Consider the following 18,840-nt stretch of genomic DNA (forward strand, 5'->3'; position numbering starts at 1 on the left):
ACAGAATTAAACATCATTAGTTCTGGCAATACAAAAAAAATTACCGCACCCTTAAAACAAGATATGATTTTCCAGCTCATGCGCAGCCTCGCCGGAATGCCCGGATTTTCACCGATTCCGCCGCCGCGCTCTCGTCATTTTTGCTTACATAGACCGCCTTGACAGACCAACGCCCAGGAAATTCCCGCCATCCCTACTACGACATTCTGATCGCCGGCAGCGGTGGCGCCGGTTTAAGCTTGGCCCTCCGCCTTGCCGATACTTATAAAGTGGCCGTTCTTGCCAAATTCGCACTGACCGAATGTAGCACTTATTACGCTCAAGGCGGCATTTCGGCGGTGTTCGACGATCAGCATGATTCCATAGAGTCTCATATCGAGGATACCTTGATCGCCGGAGCCGGTCTTTGCGATCAAGATATCGTCCGATTGACGGTTTCCCAAGGTCGCGAAAGCATTGAATGGCTATGCCGCCAAGGGGTCAGCTTCACCGAGGAAAACACCGCTAACGGCGAAAAGCAATTGCATTTGAACCGCGAAGGCGGCCATTCGCACCGTCGCATCGTACACAGTGACGATGCTACCGGCAAAGCCGTCTCGTTGTCGTTGATCGACCGCGCCAAGGCGCATCCCAACGTGACGTTGTTGGAAAATCATAATGTCGTCGAACTGATCACCACCGACAAATTGGGACTAACCGAGCGACGGGTCTGCGGTGCCTATGTTTTGAACAGCCAAACCGGCCATATTTTGTCTATCGCCGCGAGAGTGGTGGTACTTGCCACCGGCGGCGCAAACAAAGTCTACCTCTATTCCACCAATCCGCATATCTCCACAGGCGACGGCATCGCGCTGGCATGGCGGGCCGGCTGCCGGGTCGCCAACATGGAATTCATGCAATTTCACCCGACTTGTCTCTATCACCCCAGCGCACGTTCGTTCCTAATCAGCGAAGCGGTGCGCGGCGAAGGCGGTCATTTAATTCTGCCGAATGGCGAGCGTTTCATGCAACGTTACGACGCCCGCTTGGAACTGGCCCCGCGCGATATCGTCGCCCGCGCCATTGATAACGAAATCAAGAAACACGGTATCGATTGCATTTATCTGGACATCAGTCATAAATCGCGGGAATTCATCCAAAAACATTTCCCAACAATTTATACCCAATGCCTGGAGCTGGACATCGACATCAGTCAGCAACCGATACCGGTAGTCCCCGCCGCTCATTACACCTGTGGTGGTATATTGACGGATGCCCATGCCCGCACCGACATTCCAGGCCTATACGCAGTCGGCGAAGTCGCTTGCACCGGCTTGCACGGTGCTAACCGGATGGCTAGTAACTCCCTGCTCGAGTGCTTGGTTTTCGCCGAGCAAGCCAACCAGGATATTCGCCATTGCTTCGATGCTATTCCGATGCCGCCCGCCCTGCCGGATTGGGACGAATCGCAAGTCGGCGATTCCGACGAGGAAGTCGTGATCGCCCATAACTGGGACGAGCTCAGGCGCTTTATGTGGGACTATGTGGGCATCGTTCGCACCAATAAACGTCTCGAACGCGCCATGAACCGATTGGTGTTGCTGAAAGAAGAAATTGCCGAGTACTACGGTCAATTCCGCGTGACCAGCGACCTATTGGAACTGCGCAGTTTGGTCACCGTTGCCGAATTGATCATCCGTTGCGCGCAACAGCGCAAGGAAAGCCGCGGCCTGCATTACACCAAGGATTATCCGAATTTGGACAATAGCCGTCCGCCAGAAAACACGGTGCTGACGCCAAGCAATTGGACCGGAATAATCGATTAGGCGATTGACTTTACTTGAAGAATCCCAACATCTTCCAGGCTGGAGTATACAAATATTAGTCTGCTAAGTCGCGGTATTGATAACCCAGAAGAGACTTTTTAGTTGCCCGCTGTTTTCTCGCCGCAGTGCGAAAAACAGCCTGGTGAAGCGAGTGACTTTCTTAGTCGGTGAGAGCGTCGGTTTTTGTTGGCCTCCACTGAACTCGCTCGTGATCATGGAGCTGGCATTTCGCTGGAGACTACTCTCTAGTCACCACAAAAAAATGAATATCTAAACCGAACTAAACTGAATCCCAGTCAAATCTAGCACTCGCTGGTGTCGGCACCGCAGTCAACTCCTATGCGGTGAGACTCGCAAAACTAAGTTTAATTCTGTGCTATCTTCAACCGCGTTCAATCCATCTGCCATTCCCCGAACGAGTCGCCTCGATATCATGGAGCCATTTCCGAAATGCGCTATTCACACCCTAACAACCGAGGATTCACGTTGATCGAGCTCATGATCACGCTGACGATCGCCGGTATATTGAGTGCAATCGCGATACCTAGCTTTATCAGTGCGGTAAGGAATAGTCGTCTTACCGGCGCAACCAACCAATTTGTCGCCGCGTTGAATTATGCGCGCAGCGAAGCAATCAAACGGGGCCAATATGTCGTCGTCAGGAAGACTGGCACCAATTGGGAGAGTGGTTGGCAAACCTTTGTCGATGTGGATCGCTCGGGCTCCAACGCCAATGTTTTTAACGACGATAATACCGCCCCGCTTTGCGAGGCTGATGAAGATTGCCTGTTAAGAGTTTACGATGCCTTACCAACCGGCTTTACACTGCGTGGAAATGGCACTGTTGCCGACTATATCTATTTTAAAGCGTCCGGAGAATCGAAAAACGGCTCGTTTGCCATTTGCGACAACGCCGACGGGAACGACACCGCTGAAGCCGGTACTGCACGGTTGGTCGTTGTCACGATGGTCGGTCGAGTTCGCCTAGGTGAAGACTTGGACAACAACAATATCCCTGACGACTTGGATAGCTGTAGCAGTCCATGACCACTCATCGCGCTTCTCTACGGATTATACGTCGCGCCAGGACAACCACCGGCAGCAGCCTGATCGAGGTGTTGATTACAATGCTGGTAGTCGCGATCGGGTTACTGGGTTACGCGGCGATGCTGACGACCACCTTGAAAAACAATCACACCGCTTTTTTGCGCAGTCAAGCCACGTTTCTGGCAAATGACGTGCTGGAGCGTTTACGCCTCAGCCGTACGATTGCGATAAGCGGCAACTGTAACGTGGCATTCGGTGCCGCTCCACCCAATTCGCCGAATCAACTCACCAACTGCAGCTCAACCTTACGCACCGATCTGGGCGATTGGAAAACCTTGGTCGGCCAAGCGCTCCCAGCAGGCGATGCCAGCCTGTCGGTTGGCAGCAGCGGCACTGCCACGATTACCATTCAATGGGACGACGACGGCGATGGTGTCGTCACCAGCTTTAGCACCAATAGTTTGATATGAACCCGCATTCAAGCCGAATACCGATCTCTTTTTCAGAACATCAACGCGGTACGACATTGATTGAGTTGATGGTTTCACTGACTATAGGTTTGATCATCCTGGCGGCGATTGGCGCGATATTTTTGGCTAGCCGGCAAAGTTTTCGGACTCAGGACGTTCTCTCCAGGATGCAGGAAAACGCCCGCTTTGCATTCGAACTGATTGATCGCGATATCCGCATGACCGGATTTTCCGGTTACGCCTCATGCACGGCTTCGCAGTGTAACGATGTCACGAACACTGCGACAACTTGGTGGAACCATAAGCTTCTGACCCAACCGTTAGCAGGCTACGAAGCTAGTCTGCCCTCCGATATGACCGCCAGCGCGCGCATCGCCGGCGATTCGTTTTCGGTGATACGCGCGGACAAGTTCAACGAATACATCGTCGCCAGTCACAATACGGCGGCCAGTCCGCCCGTGATTACACTCACCAACGCGCATTCGATCAGCGCCGGGCAACTCGTGATTATCAGCAATGCCAGCAATACCTCGATTTTTCAAGCCAGCGCAGTCAATCAATCCTCGAAAACCATCACCCACGCGGATGGTGGCAGTAGTCCAGGCAACTGCACCGCCGAACTCGGAACAGTACCGGCCAATTGTTCGTCCACGGGTTCGGTGATCACTTATCCGGCAAACTCCAGCGTGTTCGAGTTCAGCGCCAACACCTACTATATCGGCAGCAATCCGGCCGGAGAGCCGTCCTTATACCGCGAGTCTTACTCTGGAACCGCGCAAGAGTTGGTGGAAGGCGTCGAAGACATGCAGATCAACTATGGTGTGGATACCTCGGCAACCGCTGATCAGAATATCGACGGTTACGTCGCGGCCAATGCGGTCACCGATTGGTCCAAGGTCCTGGGTATCCGAATTAGCCTGTTGATGGTCTCCCGGTCGGAGGAGTTGGGTGTATCCGGCCAACAAACCTATACCTTCAACGGCAGTTCGTACACCTCTAGCGATACCAAGCTGCGTAAGGTGTTCACCACTACGATAGCGATCAGAAACCGTTTGTAGGAATCGCCATGAACGTCGACTTTCCGAATATCAACAAACGACAAGCCGGTGCGGTTTTGTTTACCGCGCTGATTTTTTTAATCATGTTGATGTTGTTAGGTAGTAGTGCCATGCAAACCAGCAGCCTGGAAGAACGCATGGCCGGCAATACTCGCAATCGCGACCTAGCATTCCAAGCAGCGGAGGCGGCACTTAAGCAAGCGGAAAATACCCTGACGACCTGGCGGGTCGGACCCTGGACTGGCACGGTACCGGCCGGCTTGGCCAACAACCCCACTCATACCAACGATGTGAGTTACTGGGGCGACGTCGATAACTGGGCCAGTTATAAGACCGCTACCGTCAGCGGCGCGAGCGCCACGTATATTATTGAAAAGCTGCCGGACATCGGCACCGTTGAACAATACCGAGTGACCGCGCGCGGCGTTGGCGGCGACACCAATGCAGTGGTAATCCTCCAGGCGGGCTTGAGCTACACTCCGCCGCCGTAACCCGAGATAACTTCGACGCGGTTTGCTCCGCGCCTAAATCAACAGTGCCGCGCCCACTGAACAGGAGCCAGCCATGAATACTTTGAACCGAATCAAATTCGAATCCGCTCCAACGGTCTTGAGCGTTGCCTTATTGGTTGCGAGCGCCAATGCCTTAGCGGTAGACCTGGACATTTCCGACTTGCCGTTATTCGTCACCGCCACGATGCCGCCGAATATCGTTTTAACGTTGGACGATTCCGGCAGTATGGCTTGGGCTTACGTTCCCGACGGTATTTCTGGAACCGGCGGCAATAAACGCTACAAGTCTTCTTCATTCAACGCGCTGTATTACAACCCGGCCAATACATACCTACCCCCGCCGAAATACAACGGCGGCAACTGCAAATTAGATTCGTCAAACCCCAGCACCTGCTATCCAAACGTCAGCTTTACCGCCGCGCCGATTAACGGATTCGATACCAGCAAAGGCACGGTCAACCTATCCACCAATTACCGGCCTACGCTGGAGTATGATCCCAGTTCGAGCAGTCAGAGTTTCGTTTCGACGCCATCTTCCGGAGGCGCGGCGTTTTACTACAAATTCGTTCCCACCAATACTAACTGCGTCACTTCCGGTACGGATGGCGGTCTAACCGACGAAGACTGCTATACCTATGTCGACGTTACGGCTATTACCGACGACGCCAGCACCAGTGATGTTAACGAAGCCACCGTTGCCAAACAAAATTTCGCCAATTGGTACTCGTATTACCGAACCCGAAACTTAGCGACGGTATCGGGTGCCATGTCCGGTTTCGCGGGTATGAGCGGGAATATCCGCGTCGCTTGGCAGGCAATCAATTCTTGTAATAGTTTCGGAACCAACTGCGACGGCTGGGGCTCGCCCGGTCAGGATATCGACAATCGCATCAGGCGCCTAAATGCAGTCACCCGAACAATAAACACAAATACTGTGCTAAGCCAGACTGAAACGTCGGTCGATTATTCATACACTTGCACAGTCAAGTTTAATCAGCGGGATGGCGATGATCGTCTGGAGCTGTCTAGCTGCAATCGGACTCTGCCTTCCGCGCAAGACAATACGTTCCCCCCGCTAACCGGAACGGGTTCGCCTTTGAACGCAAACTCTAGTCAAATTACTGTCAGTTGCAGCAATTCGACGTATTGCAAAAACTATACCGTGAAGGATACTTCCTACAACGATTCCTACACATCTTACCGAATCACAATATCTCAATCGTTTTCATCAGACCAAACGATTACTAGTGTGGTAGTTACCTGGACCGAAACCGCCACGACCACGGTTTACGACACTGAAGAGCTCACCCACCGGCAAGATTTATATTATTGGCTGTCGCGATTTCCAGCTTCCGGCGGCACTTATTTGCTGAAATCGGCAAACAATGCCGGCAAATATTTCCAGGGTACGGTTGATATCCATCACCCCTACGCCGAGGATCCGCAAATTACCGACGGCAATCACTACGCCTGCCGGAGAAGCGCGCATGTAATGATGACCGACGGCTACTGGTGCGGCGATACTTCGTCAGACTATTCAGGAATAGCCGACGTCAATAGTACTGCCACCAGTGTCCCCAAAGGTCCGGACGGGTCAAGCAACTATAGTTGGACACCGTTGGCACCCTACCGCGATGGTCAAAACACCAATTTGGCGGATATTGCCTTTTATTATTGGGCTAACGACTTGCAAAGCGGGATAGACAACAAAATCTCGCCAATTGTCTCGGATCCGTCCAGTTTAACCGACGCTTCCGCTAAGGCTACCGCCGAATGGTTGAACCCGAAAAATGACCCCGCTACTTGGCAGCACTTAAATACCTATACCGTCGGCCTAGGTTTAAGCGGCAGTTTGGTGTCGCCCTACCCTATTTGGGGCGGAAGTACCTATGCGGGGGACTATGATAATTTGGTTGCGGGGACTTCCTGTCCAACGAGCACCACATCTACCAGCACCTCATCTCGTTATTGTTGGCCCTATACCAAGAATGGCGAGAGCTGTAGCGGCTTTGTCGGCACCACACCGGCCAAGGTTTACGATCTATGGCATGCGGCGATAGCCAGTCGCGGCAAGTTTTTCGGAACCGAGAGTTCCTCGGATATCGTGACCGCGTTCAATAGCATCCTCGAAGAAGTGGCCGACGAAAGTATGACCGCCGCCGCGCTTGCCGCAAACTCGACGGCGCTGGAAACATCGACGCAACTTTATCAGGCCCAGTTCAATCCGTCCGATTGGTCCGGACATTTTCTGACCAAGAATATCGATGTAACAACCGGTGTGCCCGGTAGTGAAATTTGGGACGCCGGCGACCTGATTCCCGAGGCCGGCGCACGCGACATTTACACCTATACCGGTACCGCCGGCGTGGAATTCACCAGTTGCGACACGCTAAGCGCCAGCCAAAAATCGGCGCTCGACAGCGACGACAGCCGCTGCACCGACCGGCTTAACTGGCTTAGAGGCTCAACCACGATCAGCGACTTCCGCGAGCGAAAAAACTCGTTGTTGGGCGACATCGTCAATTCCGATCCGATGTACGTCAAAAATACCGATTTCGGCTATACCGCTTTACCGAGCACGACTGCCGGGCAATCCAATTACGCCAGCTACGTCAGTACTAACGCCAGCCGCACGCCGGTCGTCTACGTCGGAGCGAACGACGGCATGTTGCATGCGTTTCAAGCCGATACAGGCCAAACCAATTCCGGAAAGGAATTATTCGCCTACATACCGGCCGGCGTATACGCAAATTTATACCAACTCACCGATCCGGATTACGTCCACAAATATTACGTTGACGGCGCGCCCAAGGCCGGAGACGCCTATCTGAGCAGCGCATGGAAAACCGTGCTGGTCGGTGGATTGGGCAAGGGCGGTAAAACCATTTATGCGCTTGACGTTACCAGTCCGACCAGTTTCGATCAGACCAAGGTCATGTGGGAATTTCCCAATGCCAGCAATATCGATTTAGACGCGACGGTCGCGACCGATCTCGGTTACACCTTCAGTCAGCCGCAAATCGGCTTGTTGCATAACGGCGTATGGGCGGCGATTTTTGGAAACGGCTATAACAGTAGTAATGGCAAGGCCTACCTCTATATCGTCAATTTGAGCGACGGTAGCCTAATCAAAAAGATCGCGACCAACACCGCGACCAGCAATGGTTTATCGACACCCTATCTTTACGATTCCGATAACGACAAAATCGTCGACGCGGTATACGCTGGCGATTTACAAGGTAACTTATGGAAATTCGACTTGAGCAGCACTAGTTCGACTGCGTGGGGATTGAGCAACAGTCAGTTACCGCTGTTTACCGCTATAAACCCGTCCAGCCAAGTACAGCCTATCACCTCCGCACCGGTGGTCGCCGGCCACCAGGATGGCGGCGTATTAGTGATATTCAATACCGGCAGTTATTTGACCACCACCGACACGGCGAATACTCAAGTTCAGTCAGCCTATGGCATCTGGGACAAACCGAGTGCCACGACGGGCACGGTGACTCGCGCCCAGTTGCAGGAACAGAGCATTACGGACACTACCACGGCCTATGGCGTTAACGTCAGAGTTTCGACCTCGAATAGCGTGGACTGGAGTAGCAAGCGTGGTTGGCACCTGGATTTTCCCGCTGGCGAACGTGGCAACTCCACGCCGATTATCAAGTACGACAGAGCGGTTTTTGCTACCACTCAACCGAAATCAGACCCCTGCGACGCGGGAGGCGACACGTGGCTAATGGAACTCGATTTTCTAACCGGAGGAGCGCCAACGAACTCATCGTTTGACATCAATAGCGACAGTACTTTCAATAACAGCGACAAAATCCTGATCAACGGCAATTACTATACCGTGACGGGAGTCAAGTCCACGGTGGGCATCGCCAAGGTTCCGATTTGGCTCGAGTCTGGCTCAGGCACCACCGATTGCAAGGCGTTCAAGGAACTGTCCGGCACCACCGGCGACATCATGACCGTCAGGAACCGTTGCGCGGTCCCAACCACCGGCACCGGTACCGTAAACCGAGAATATTGGTTGCAAATTCAATAACTCGACTGCCGATGAAAACGGCAAGCCGCCGTTTTCATCGGACCATTCACCCAGCGAACTACTTATGAACAGACAACAAGCCTTCACCCTGATCGAACTGATGATTGCCGTCGCTATCGTCGGCATTTTGGCGGCTATCGCCATCCCCGCCTACCAGGATAGCGTCATGAAGTCGCATCGAGCCGATGCCAAGGGTGCCCTATTGGGCTTGGCCAGTGCGCTGGAAAAACACTTCACGACCAATAATAGTTACTGCGACGCCGGCGGCAGCGGCGGCGCCGATGCCTGCGGCAGTAGCGCGGTTAACGATACGGGCTCGCCGTCGCCTACCGTGTTCGCTTCGCAAAGTCCGGCGACAGGCACTGCGTATTATCTTCTGACACTCTCGGCCGCTACCGCCACTACTTACACGATACAAGCGGCACCGACAGGCACGCAAGCCGGCGATAAATGCGGGACGTTGATTCTTGATAATCTGAACCAGAAAACCGTATCTGGCGCCACACTGGATGCGGCAACTTGTTGGAATCGCTGATAGGACTCAGGCAAGCCACATCGCATCGCCGTAACTAAAGAAACGATAACGTTGCGTGATCGCATGGCGATAAGCCGCCATTACGTTTTCGTATCCGGCGAAGGCGGAGACCAGCATCAGTAAAGTCGATTCCGGTAAATGAAAGTTGGTTAACATGGCATCGACCGATTTGAAACCGTAACCCGGTGTAATGAATAAATCGGTTTCGCCGACTCCCGCTTGTAGTTCGCCGCTGATGCTCGCGGACTCCAAAGCCCGGACTGCGGTAGTCCCTACCGCCACGACCCGCCCACCGCGCGCGCGAGTGTACCGTACCGCCGCTACGCATTCCTTGGTGACCTCGAAAAACTCTTTATGCATCGTATGTTCGCTGAGATTTTCCACCCGCACCGGCCGGAAGGTCCCGCTGCCGACATGTAACGTAACAAAGGTGTGTTGAACTCCCTTTTCGGCTAACCTGAGCAAAACTGCTTCGTCGAAATGCAGACCGGCGGTGGGCGCCGCGACGGCACCGGCGCGGCAGGCAAACACCGTTTGGTACCGATCCAAATCGCTTGCGTCGTCGGCCCTATGAATATACGGCGGTAACGGCATATGGCCAATGTCGGCCAACACCTGCAGAACGGTATTTTCGGCTTCCAATCGCAAGCGAAACAAGTCACCCTCGCGATCCACGACTCTGAAGAAAACCTCGTTTTTCAGCAACAACAGTGCGCCGGATTTTGGCGATTTACTCGCTTTGACGTGCGCCAATACCTGCCGTTCGTTTTCGATGCGCTCGATCAAGATCTCGACGCGGCCGCCGGTTTCTTTTTCAGCAAACAAGCGAGCTGGTATGACCTTGGTATCGTTGAACACCAACAGATCGTCCGGTGTCAGCCGGTCAACGATATTCAGGAATCGAGCATCGCCCAACTCCCCAGTTAACCTATTCAGGCACAACATCCGGCTGGCACAGCGCTCCGGTAAAGGTTGCTGGGCGATTAAATCGTCGGGCAAGTGGTAGAAAAAGTCGCTTTTTTTCATTCGCAATAATCAATGAACGCCGAAGGCTCGCGTAGGAGCGATCGAACTCGGAAAAGATCAAATGTGGGATTTTACACGGGCATCCGGTCTCTCGACCGGCATCGAACGGCGACCTGGTCGCCAAGTACCGCGAAGCTAGTTGGGCAGGGCGCGGATTTCGGCAATAATGGCCCTTAGTTCAGGATCTTCCGCCTGCGTGTCGCTAGTGAATAGACGCAGCAACAAACTATCTTCACAGGCTAAAAGCCGCCAAAAGGCCTGGCGTCGCTCCGAAGGTGCCGAAGAATAAGCAATATCCAAGTAGCGAGTCAGCAGCAAATCCAGTTCCAGCGTACCGCGCCGACACCGCCAACGCAGTTTATCGATTTCGCCCATCTAACGTTCGCGCACTACCAACAGCTTTTTAATTTCGGCAATCGCTTGCGCGGGATTCAAGCCTTTCGGGCAGGTATCCGTGCAATTCATGATGGTGTGGCACCGGTACACCTTAAACGCGTCGTCGAGTTGCGCCAAGCGCTCGGCGTCACTGTCATCGCGGCTGTCCGCCAGCCAACGATAGGCTTGAAGCAGTATCGCGGGCCCGAGGTAGCGATCGCTGTTCCACCAATAGCTCGGGCAACTGGTCGAACAACACGCGCACAATACACACTCGTAAAGGCCGTCGAGCTTAGCCCGTTCGTCTCGGCTTTGCAGTCGTTCGTGATCGACCGGCGCTTCCGCGCTGTTCGTCAACCACGGATTGATCGACGCATATTGCTCAAAGAAATGGGTCATATCGGCCACTAAATCCTTGACCACGGCCATGTGCGGCAGAGGAAAAATCTTGATCGTGCCCGAATATTCCGCAATCGCCTTGGTACAGGCTAGCGTATTACGGCCGTTAATATTCATCGCGCAAGAACCGCATACGCCTTCCCGACAAGAGCGGCGAAAAGCCAGTGTCGAGTCGATTTCGTTCTTGATTTTCAAGATGGCATCCAGCACCATCGGTCCGCAATGGTCCATGTCGATTTCATAACGATCGATACGCGGATTATCGCCGCTGTCCGGGTCCCAGCGATAAATTTCGAATACTCGGACATGCGTCGCGCCCGGCGCGGAAAAGTGTTTGCCAGGCATCGGCTGAGAATTTTTCGGCAGCGCAAACTCGACCATTAATAGACCCTCTCTTTCGGCGCGACGACTTCGACTTCGTCGGTTAGCGTGTACAGATGCACCGGCCGATAATCGATTTTGACCCGGTTGTTCTCTCGCCAAGTCAACGTGTGTTTCAACCAGTTTTCATCGTCCCGTAGCGGATAGTCTTCCCGCGCATGACCGCCGCGACTTTCGTGGCGGTTCCCCGCGGCGTTCATCGTCACCTGAGCTTGTCCCAATAAATTGTCGAGCTCCAGGGTTTCGACCAGATCGGTATTCCAGATCAATGAACGATCGGCAAGCTTGACGTCCGCGAACGACTCGGAAATATCCGCCATTGCCGCGATGCCCTCATCGAGCGTGGACTGGGTGCGAAACACCGCCGCCTTGGATTGCATCGTGGTTTGCATGTCCATGCGGATTTCCGCTGTCGTCCGGCTACCATTACCATGGCGAATTCGATCGAATCGGACCAGGGCGATGTCGCAGGCGTCTTTCGCCAGCGGCTTCAGCGGCATTCCCGGTTTGATCAGTTCTGTGCAGCGGATGGCCGCCGCCCGGCCGAATACCACCAAATCCAGCAGCGAGTTGGAGCCCAGGCGATTGGCGCCGTGCACCGATACGCAAGCGGTCTCGCCGATAGCCATCAAACCGGGAACAACGTAATCCGGGTCGCCATCCTTCAATGTCACGACTTCGGCTCGATAATTGGTCGGAATGCCGCCCATGTTGTAATGTACCGTCGGTAACACCGGAATCGGCTGCTTGGTCACATCCACTCCGGCAAATATCCGGGAAAGCTCGGCGATGCCGGGCAAACGCTCGTGGACGACGGCGGGATCGAGGTGCTCCAGATGAAGATGAACGTGGTCTTTTTTCCGTCCTATCCCGCGACCGGCATTGATTTCTACGGTGATCGCCCGGCTGACCACATCGCGCGAGGCCAAATCGTGTGCGTGCGGCGCGTAACGCGGCATGAAGCGTTCGCCTTCCGAGTTGGTCAAATAACCGCCCTCGCCGCGCGCGCCTTCTGTAATCAAGCAACCGGCGCCGTATATGCCGGTCGGGTGAAACTGAACGAACTCCATATCCTGTAGCGGCAATCCCGCTCTTAGCACCATGCCGTTGCCATCGCCAGTCACAGTGTGCGCGGAGGTACACGAAAAGTAAGCCCGACCGTAGCCGCCGGTGGCCAGTACTGTTTGATGACCGCGAAACAGATGAATCGTACCGTCGTCCAGACACCAGGCCAATACGCCGCGACATTCGCCGTCTTCCATAATCAAATCCAGCGCAATGTATTCGACGAAGAATTCCGCCTTGTGCTTCAATGCTTGCTGATACAAGGTATGCAAGATCGCGTGGCCGGTGACATCGGCGGCCGCGCAAGTGCGTTGCGCTTGGCCCTTGCCATAATTGACCGACATGCCGCCGAACGCCCGTTGGTAAATCTTGCCGTCGGCGGTCCGGGAAAACGGTACGCCGTAACGTTCCAATTCGATGACCGCCGGTATCGCTTCCCGGCACATGTACTCGATCGCATCTTGATCGCCCAACCAATCCGAGCCCTTCACGGTATCGTACATGTGGAAGCGCCAATCATCCTCGCCCATATTGCCGAGCGCGGCACTAATACCGCCCTGCGCGGCCACGGTATGGCTGCGCGTCGGAAACACTTTCGTGATGCATGCCGTCTTCAAGCCTTTTTCGACCATGCCGAATGTCGCCCGCAAACCGGCTCCGCCGGCGCCCACCACGACCACGTCGTGTTGATGCTCGATAATTTCGTAAGCCGCAGCCATTAATCAGTTTCCCGTCCAAATCATGGCCATCGCAGCCAAAGCCAACAATCCCAAAATCCCGAATACCGCATGGACAGCGCCGATCGCGGTTCGGCGCAACTTCGGATTCGACACGTAATCTTCCAACACCACCTGTATGCCCAGCGCGGCATGGTATACCGTCAGAAGCACCCAGAGCGACACTGCCAACCCATTGAGCGGTTGTAACAACCAAGCTTTGGTTTCGGCGTGCGATGCGTGCGGTAACTTGTCGAACCAGAGCAATAACCAAACCGTCAAAGGTATCAGCAACAGCGCGGTCAGGCGTTGATGCAACCAGTGGCGAACCGGATGGCTTTTTACCGCCGAGTCGGCGGCACCGTTCCTTAGAGACTGATCCATGCGGTACTCGTCAAATTAAGAAATAAAAGTGATTAAAAACAGCAAGACAGCGACACCTAGTTCGATAACCGCATAACGCGTCAAAGCTGCTTTCTCAAAGGTTTTTCCGACATCCCATATCAAATGCCGAATTCCGTGGCACAGGTGAAAATATAGCGCGAAAATAATGCCCCAATAAGCCAACCGCGATGGCGGCCAAGCCAAGCACGCTTGAAAACTGGAGTATTGTTCAGGTCCGGCCGCAATCGCAAATAAGGCTATGACCGCGAACAGCAACGCACCCGACAACAACACGCCAGTAATTCGATGCGTGATCGAAATCAAACCTGTAATAGGCAAACGGTAAACTTGCAAATGCGGCGACAAGGGCCGGTTATGAACTGCCATGATTGACCTCGTTAAGCTTGGCGTATCGGTTAAAAATCCACGCAACGGCCCTTGCGTTCCCAATCGCCATAGCGAGTCGGCTCCGGGCCTTTAGGACCACCAATTTCCCGTCGTTCGCCTTGTTTCTCCGGCGGCGTAAGTATTTCGATGGCCCGCTCAGTCGAATTACGTCGCGGGGACTCCGGCTTATCCGTTGCAGACATGGGTATCACCTGATCGTTGGCCTTTGGGCAGGAAATCGCGACGAGCGGGGCCTATGTAGAGCTGTCGCGGTCGACCAATCGGTGGCGCCGACTCTTCCATCATCTCCAGCCAATGGGCAACCCAGCCGGCCGTCCTAGCAATTGCAAACATCACGGTAAACATATCGACCGGGATGTTCAAGGCTTTATAAATAATGCCCGAATAGAAATCCACATTGGGATAAAGCTTTTTCTCGATAAAATAATCGTCGTTCAATGCCTGCTCTTCTAGGGCCAAGGCCAACTCGAACAGCGGATCGGATTTTTGGGTACGCGCCAGTACGTCGTGACAGGTCTTGCGAATAATCGTCGCGCGCGGGTCGAAATTCTTATAGACCCGATGCCCGAACCCCATTAAACGGAAGGGATCATCATGATCCTTGGCCTTGGCGATGAATTTTGGAACGTTATCAGCGCTGCCGATTTGTGCCAACATAGTGAGTACCGCTTCGTTCGCGCCACCGTGAGCCGGTCCCCAGAGCGCCGCGATACCGGCCGCGATGCACGCATAAGGATTGGCGCCGGTGCTGCCGGCCAGTCGTACCGTCGAGGTACTGGCGTTCTGCTCGTGGTCGGCATGCAAGATAAACAGTAAATTCAGGGCCTTGACCAAATACGGGTCGATGTAATGGTCTTGGTCGATGTAGTTTTGCGAGGAACGCGAAAACATCATGTTCAAAAAGTTCTCGCAGTAGCTCAGGTCGATACGAGGATAAACGAAGGGACGTCCCACCGAGTGGCGATAGGACGCCGCGGCAATTGTCGGCATTTTGCCGATTAATCTAGCCGCGCAAACCTTGCGGTGCGTCGAATCCTTGATATTCAACTCGCTGTGGTAAAACGCCGACAACGATCCCACCACGCCGACCAACATCGACATCGGATGCGCGTCATAATGAAAACCGTCGAAAAATTTGCGGAGAGACTCGTGGATTATGGCTCTATCGCTGATCTCTTCGTTAAAATCGCGAAGCTCGGTCTGATTCGGTAATTCACCGTTCATCAGTAGATAAGCGACTTCGGTGAATTCGCAGTGTTCGGCCAACTGCTCTATCGGATAGCCGCGATATAACAAAATACCGTTTTCACCGTCGATATAGGTGATTTTGCTCTTGCAACTGGACGTCGCGATAAACCCGGGATCGTAGGTAAAACAGCCCAAGTCTCGCGGTAATGCGCGAATATCGACCGAATCCGCACCCATCGTCCCCCGCAACAATGGATACTCCACTTCCCTTCCGGTGCCGGTATGTCTGACCAGCAAAGTGTCGTTTGCCATGGTTTCCTCAGTTTTCGATCGCGAAAGTTGACGGATTGGTTCGGATTATCACACAGGCAAGCGAATCGTCCAAACCTTTGCGACATGAGCAAGGATAATGAATGTAGCCGGCGACAAGCTCGCACATTCGACGATTGTCAGGACAGACGCGCCGGCTCCCGATTCGAAATCGAAGAATGAAATTCGATCGGATTGGCGATTATGTCGCGAGCCGGATCCAGTCGCTTGTAAAAGCCTACAAAACCCGGTAAAAACCGCTATCCTAACGCTAGCCAAGCACAGCCACGGCCGTGTCAACCGCGGCCGTTTAGCAAAAATCCCAACCTCTTGCCTTCCGGACAGGACACCATGAATCCGCAATATAGTTATTCATTCAATTCAGGCGACGGTAAAAACAAAGCACTGCTGGGCGGTAAAGGCGCCAACCTTTGCGAAATGACCCAATTAGGCCTCAACGTGCCGCCAGGATTCGTCATTACCACCCAAACCTGCCTGCTCTACCTTGAAAACAAGTTATTGCCGGCCGGTTTGTTGGACGAAGTCCACCAACAGATCGCCGACATCGAACGGGCAACCGGCAAAACCTTCGGCGGCGCCAGCGAACCCCTGCTGGTTTCGGTACGCTCCGGCTCGGCGATTTCGATGCCGGGTATGATGGACACTATCCTGAACCTTGGTTTGAACAAGCAAACGTTGACCGGCTTGATCGAAATGACCGACGATCCGCGCTTCGCTTACGACGCCTACCGCCGCTTCATTCAATTGTTCGGTAAAGTTGCGCTGGGGATTGAGGACGAAAAATTCGACTCGCATTTCAACGAAGTCAAGCGCGCGGCCGGTATCAAGGCCGATGTAGCGCTGAATAGCGAACAACTGCAGGAAATCAGCAACCGTTTTCTGAAAGTTGTCCACGAGGAGACCGGCAAACCGTTTCCGGAAGACGTTTACGAACAACTGGAAATTGCGATTAAAGCGGTCTTCAATTCCTGGCTCGGCAAGCGCGCCGTCGACTATCGTAGGGAATTTCACATCACGCCGGATGTCGCCAACGGAACCGCGGTCAACATTGTAACCATGGTCTTCGGCAACATGGGCGACGACTGCGCGACCGGCGTCGGTTTTACGCGAAATCCCGGTACCGGCGCCAATGAAATGTACGGCGAATATCTGGTCAACGCACAGGGCGAAGACGTGGTTGCCGGTATCCGCACGCCCAAGCCGGTGCAGGAAATGGCGCAGGAAATGCCGGAACAATATCGGCAGCTGGTAGAACTGCGCAACAAGCTGGAAGCCCACTATCATGAAGTCCAGGATTACGAATACACGATAGAGCGCGGCGTACTGTATTGCTTGCAAACCCGCAACGGCAAAATGAACGCGGCGGCGATGGTGAAAAGTTCGATCGACATGGTCAAGGAAGGCTTGATCGACAAGGAACGCGCCCTGCTTCGCATCAATCCCGAACTTTTGGAACAACTGCTGCTGCCGCAACTAGCGCGAAACCATCACAATCAGCCGATCGCCCAAGGTCTGCCAGCCTCGCCAGGTGCCGCCTGTGGCAAATGCGTGTTCGATGCCGACACGGCTGTGCGGTTGGGCAAGACCGGCGAAGAACTGATTCTGGTTAGAGAGGAAACCAAGCCGGAAGACATTCATGGCTTTTTCGCCGCTCAAGGGGTCCTCACCAGTCGCGGCGGCAAAACCTCGCACGCGGCGGTGGTCGCCAGAGGCATGGGCAAGGCTTGCGTGGCCGGCGCCGAGGACATCAAGGTCGATGTCCGGTCTCGCATCGCGATGGTCGGAGACATCTTAATCAAGGAAGGCGACTTGATCACGATAGACGGGAGCAATGGCAACATCTATCTCGGTCGAATCCCGACCATTCCGCCTTCATTCTCCGAGGAATTGAAAACCTTATTAAGCTGGGCCGATAGCATTGCCAAATTACGGGTACATGCCAACGTAGACACCCCGGAAACCGCGCGTCTGGCCGCCAGTTACGGCGCCAAGGGCGTCGGTCTATGCCGTACCGAACGCATGTTCAACGCCGCCGATCGCCTGCCGCTGGTCGTCGATATGATTCTGGCCCAAAACACCGAGGAAAGGGAGGCGGCACTCGCTAAGTTGTTTCCCATTCAGCGCGACGACTTCCAGCAACTGTTCGAAGCCATGTCGCCGCACCCGGTCACGGTTCGCCTACTCGATCCGCCTATGCACGAATTTCTACCAAACGAGCATCAACTGCTGGACGAAATTGACGCCTTGAAACATTACTTGACGATTATCAAGGGCCAACGCGTCACGCTGGAAACCTTGGCCAAACCGCATGAATTACCCGCACCGTTCAACCGCCTCAACGAAGAAGTGGTGATTGACGCGTTGGCCAAAAAGCAGATGATGTTGAACAAAGTACTGGAGCTTTACGAAGTTAACCCCATGCTCGGCCACCGTGGCGTTAGGTTGGGCATGAGTTATCCGGAAATTTATCGGATGCAAATTCGCTCCATTCTGGAAGCCGCCGCGCGTTGCGTCAAACAAAAGACTCCGGTGGAGCCGGAAATCATGGTCCCGCAGGTCATTACCGCTCAGGAACTGATCAAAGTCAGACAGTATGTCGACGAAATTCAAGCGGAGGTGGAAAGTCAATACAAACTCAAGCTCAACTTCAAATTCGGCACGATGATCGAAACGGTCCGGGCCTGCACCCGAGCCGACAGACTGGCCACGACGGCGGCTTTCTTTTCGTTCGGCACCAACGACCTGACCCAAGCCACATTCTCGTTTTCGCGGGAAGACGCCGAGAACAAATTTCTGCCCTTGTACGAAGAATCCGGGTTACTGCAAGACAATCCGTTCGAAACGTTGGATGTGGAAGGGGTCGGCCGATTGATGAAAATGGCCGTGGAATTGGGCCGCAAACAACGGCCGGATTTGAAGATCGGCATCTGCGGCGAACATGGCGGACATCCGCGTTCGATCCGCTTTTGCCATAACATCGGCTTGAACTACGTCTCTTGCTCGGCACCGCGGATACCGATCGCTCGCTTAGCGGCCGCCCACGCCAAATTGTTGGAAGAGGCCACCGGTTAACAAGCGCTCGATCGGCTC

Annotated in this window: 16 protein-coding genes; 8 read left to right on the forward strand and 8 right to left on the reverse strand. The window is 54.0% G+C overall.

Going from position 1 to position 18,840, the window contains the following annotated elements:
* The first annotated feature begins 158 nt into the window (after nt 1-158).
* The 7 genes from nadB to BJL95_RS16880 all read left to right on the forward strand — a co-directional run bounded on the left by nadB (nt 159) and on the right by BJL95_RS16880 (nt 9,478).
* On the forward strand, nt 159-1,805 hold the full coding sequence (gene nadB / locus BJL95_RS16850; RefSeq protein ID WP_071159576.1) for an L-aspartate oxidase: 1,647 nt from the start codon (nt 159-161) through the stop codon (nt 1,803-1,805).
* A 450-nt stretch (nt 1,806-2,255) separates the two neighbouring features.
* Nucleotides 2,256-2,852: a GspH/FimT family pseudopilin gene (locus BJL95_RS16855; RefSeq protein WP_064026610.1), complete on the forward strand. Its 597-nt coding sequence runs from the start codon at nt 2,256-2,258 to the stop codon at nt 2,850-2,852.
* Nucleotides 2,849-3,322: a type IV pilus modification protein PilV gene (gene pilV / locus BJL95_RS16860; protein ID WP_064026612.1), complete on the forward strand. Its 474-nt coding sequence runs from the start codon at nt 2,849-2,851 to the stop codon at nt 3,320-3,322. Before BJL95_RS16855 ends, pilV begins: the two co-directional genes overlap by 4 nt.
* Nucleotides 3,319-4,380, forward strand: coding sequence for a PilW family protein (locus BJL95_RS25505; RefSeq protein ID WP_083386142.1), 1,062 nt, complete (start codon nt 3,319-3,321; stop codon nt 4,378-4,380). Before pilV ends, BJL95_RS25505 begins: the two co-directional genes overlap by 4 nt.
* 8 nt (nt 4,381-4,388) lie before the next feature.
* The gene (locus BJL95_RS16870; RefSeq protein WP_064026616.1) at nt 4,389-4,871 is read left to right on the forward strand and encodes a PilX N-terminal domain-containing pilus assembly protein; all 483 of its coding nucleotides are present in this window, start codon (nt 4,389-4,391) and stop codon (nt 4,869-4,871) included.
* A gap of 73 nt (nt 4,872-4,944) precedes the next feature.
* Nucleotides 4,945-8,943, forward strand: coding sequence for a pilus assembly protein (locus BJL95_RS16875; RefSeq protein WP_071159580.1), 3,999 nt, complete (start codon nt 4,945-4,947; stop codon nt 8,941-8,943).
* A 64-nt stretch (nt 8,944-9,007) separates the two neighbouring features.
* Nucleotides 9,008-9,478: a type IV pilin protein gene (locus BJL95_RS16880; protein ID WP_071159582.1), complete on the forward strand. Its 471-nt coding sequence runs from the start codon at nt 9,008-9,010 to the stop codon at nt 9,476-9,478.
* A 6-nt stretch (nt 9,479-9,484) separates the two neighbouring features.
* Here the strand turns inward: BJL95_RS16880 and queA are convergent, their stop codons facing one another.
* The 8 genes from queA to BJL95_RS16915 all read right to left on the reverse strand — a co-directional run bounded on the left by queA (nt 9,485) and on the right by BJL95_RS16915 (nt 15,732).
* Complete coding sequence (gene queA / locus BJL95_RS16885; RefSeq protein ID WP_071159584.1) at nt 9,485-10,504, reverse strand: tRNA preQ1(34) S-adenosylmethionine ribosyltransferase-isomerase QueA; 1,020 nt, start codon at nt 10,502-10,504, stop codon at nt 9,485-9,487.
* A gap of 135 nt (nt 10,505-10,639) precedes the next feature.
* Complete coding sequence (locus BJL95_RS16890) at nt 10,640-10,879, reverse strand: succinate dehydrogenase assembly factor 2 (RefSeq protein ID WP_071159586.1); 240 nt, start codon at nt 10,877-10,879, stop codon at nt 10,640-10,642.
* Nucleotides 10,880-11,659 (reverse strand): succinate dehydrogenase iron-sulfur subunit, encoded by a 780-nt coding sequence (locus BJL95_RS16895; protein ID WP_071159588.1) that lies wholly within the window; start codon nt 11,657-11,659, stop codon nt 10,880-10,882.
* Nucleotides 11,659-13,443: a succinate dehydrogenase flavoprotein subunit gene (sdhA, locus tag BJL95_RS16900; RefSeq protein ID WP_071159590.1), complete on the reverse strand. Its 1,785-nt coding sequence runs from the start codon at nt 13,441-13,443 to the stop codon at nt 11,659-11,661. The genes BJL95_RS16895 and sdhA overlap by 1 nt, the downstream gene beginning before the upstream one ends.
* Before the next feature lie 3 nt (nt 13,444-13,446).
* The gene (gene sdhD, locus BJL95_RS16905; RefSeq protein ID WP_071159592.1) at nt 13,447-13,824 is read right to left on the reverse strand and encodes a succinate dehydrogenase, hydrophobic membrane anchor protein; all 378 of its coding nucleotides are present in this window, start codon (nt 13,822-13,824) and stop codon (nt 13,447-13,449) included.
* A gap of 15 nt (nt 13,825-13,839) precedes the next feature.
* Nucleotides 13,840-14,256 carry a succinate dehydrogenase, cytochrome b556 subunit gene (gene sdhC / locus BJL95_RS16910; RefSeq protein WP_368086610.1) on the reverse strand — a complete coding sequence of 139 codons (417 nt, stop codon included), beginning with the start codon at nt 14,254-14,256 and terminating at the stop codon, nt 13,840-13,842.
* Nucleotides 14,241-14,414: a succinate dehydrogenase assembly factor 4 gene (locus tag BJL95_RS26100; protein ID WP_139306298.1), complete on the reverse strand. Its 174-nt coding sequence runs from the start codon at nt 14,412-14,414 to the stop codon at nt 14,241-14,243. Before BJL95_RS26100 ends, sdhC begins: the two co-directional genes overlap by 16 nt.
* Nucleotides 14,398-15,732: a citrate synthase gene (locus tag BJL95_RS16915; RefSeq protein ID WP_071159596.1), complete on the reverse strand. Its 1,335-nt coding sequence runs from the start codon at nt 15,730-15,732 to the stop codon at nt 14,398-14,400. Before BJL95_RS16915 ends, BJL95_RS26100 begins: the two co-directional genes overlap by 17 nt.
* Nucleotides 15,733-16,080: 348 nt before the next feature.
* Between BJL95_RS16915 and ppdK the strand changes: the two genes are divergently transcribed.
* Nucleotides 16,081-18,822 carry a pyruvate, phosphate dikinase gene (gene ppdK, locus BJL95_RS16920; protein WP_071159598.1) on the forward strand — a complete coding sequence of 914 codons (2,742 nt, stop codon included), beginning with the start codon at nt 16,081-16,083 and terminating at the stop codon, nt 18,820-18,822.
* The last annotated feature ends 18 nt before the right edge of the window (nt 18,823-18,840 follow it).

The sequence above is a fragment of the Methylomonas sp. LWB genome (genome assembly GCF_001856095.1).
GTDB lineage: Bacteria > Pseudomonadota > Gammaproteobacteria > Methylococcales > Methylomonadaceae > Methylomonas > Methylomonas koyamae_A.

Bases quoted from the DNA above. Each gene is read 5' to 3' on its own strand.
- BJL95_RS16915 (WP_071159596.1), bottom strand. From the start codon at position 15,732: ATGGCAAACGACACTTTGCTGGTCAGACATACCGGCACCGGAAGGGAA.
- BJL95_RS16890 (WP_071159586.1), bottom strand. From the start codon at position 10,879: ATGGGCGAAATCGATAAACTGCGTTGGCGGTGTCGGCGCGGTACGCTG.
- BJL95_RS25505 (WP_083386142.1), top strand. From the start codon at position 3,319: ATGAACCCGCATTCAAGCCGAATACCGATCTCTTTTTCAGAACATCAA.
- sdhA (WP_071159590.1), bottom strand. From the start codon at position 13,443: ATGGCTGCGGCTTACGAAATTATCGAGCATCAACACGACGTGGTCGTG.
- queA (WP_071159584.1), bottom strand. From the start codon at position 10,504: ATGAAAAAAAGCGACTTTTTCTACCACTTGCCCGACGATTTAATCGCC.
- pilV (WP_064026612.1), top strand. From the start codon at position 2,849: ATGACCACTCATCGCGCTTCTCTACGGATTATACGTCGCGCCAGGACA.
- BJL95_RS16855 (WP_064026610.1), top strand. From the start codon at position 2,256: ATGCGCTATTCACACCCTAACAACCGAGGATTCACGTTGATCGAGCTC.
- BJL95_RS16895 (WP_071159588.1), bottom strand. From the start codon at position 11,659: ATGGTCGAGTTTGCGCTGCCGAAAAATTCTCAGCCGATGCCTGGCAAA.
- BJL95_RS26100 (WP_139306298.1), bottom strand. From the start codon at position 14,414: ATGTCTGCAACGGATAAGCCGGAGTCCCCGCGACGTAATTCGACTGAG.
- BJL95_RS16875 (WP_071159580.1), top strand. From the start codon at position 4,945: ATGAATACTTTGAACCGAATCAAATTCGAATCCGCTCCAACGGTCTTG.
- sdhD (WP_071159592.1), bottom strand. From the start codon at position 13,824: ATGGATCAGTCTCTAAGGAACGGTGCCGCCGACTCGGCGGTAAAAAGC.
- BJL95_RS16880 (WP_071159582.1), top strand. From the start codon at position 9,008: ATGAACAGACAACAAGCCTTCACCCTGATCGAACTGATGATTGCCGTC.
- BJL95_RS16870 (WP_064026616.1), top strand. From the start codon at position 4,389: ATGAACGTCGACTTTCCGAATATCAACAAACGACAAGCCGGTGCGGTT.
- ppdK (WP_071159598.1), top strand. From the start codon at position 16,081: ATGAATCCGCAATATAGTTATTCATTCAATTCAGGCGACGGTAAAAAC.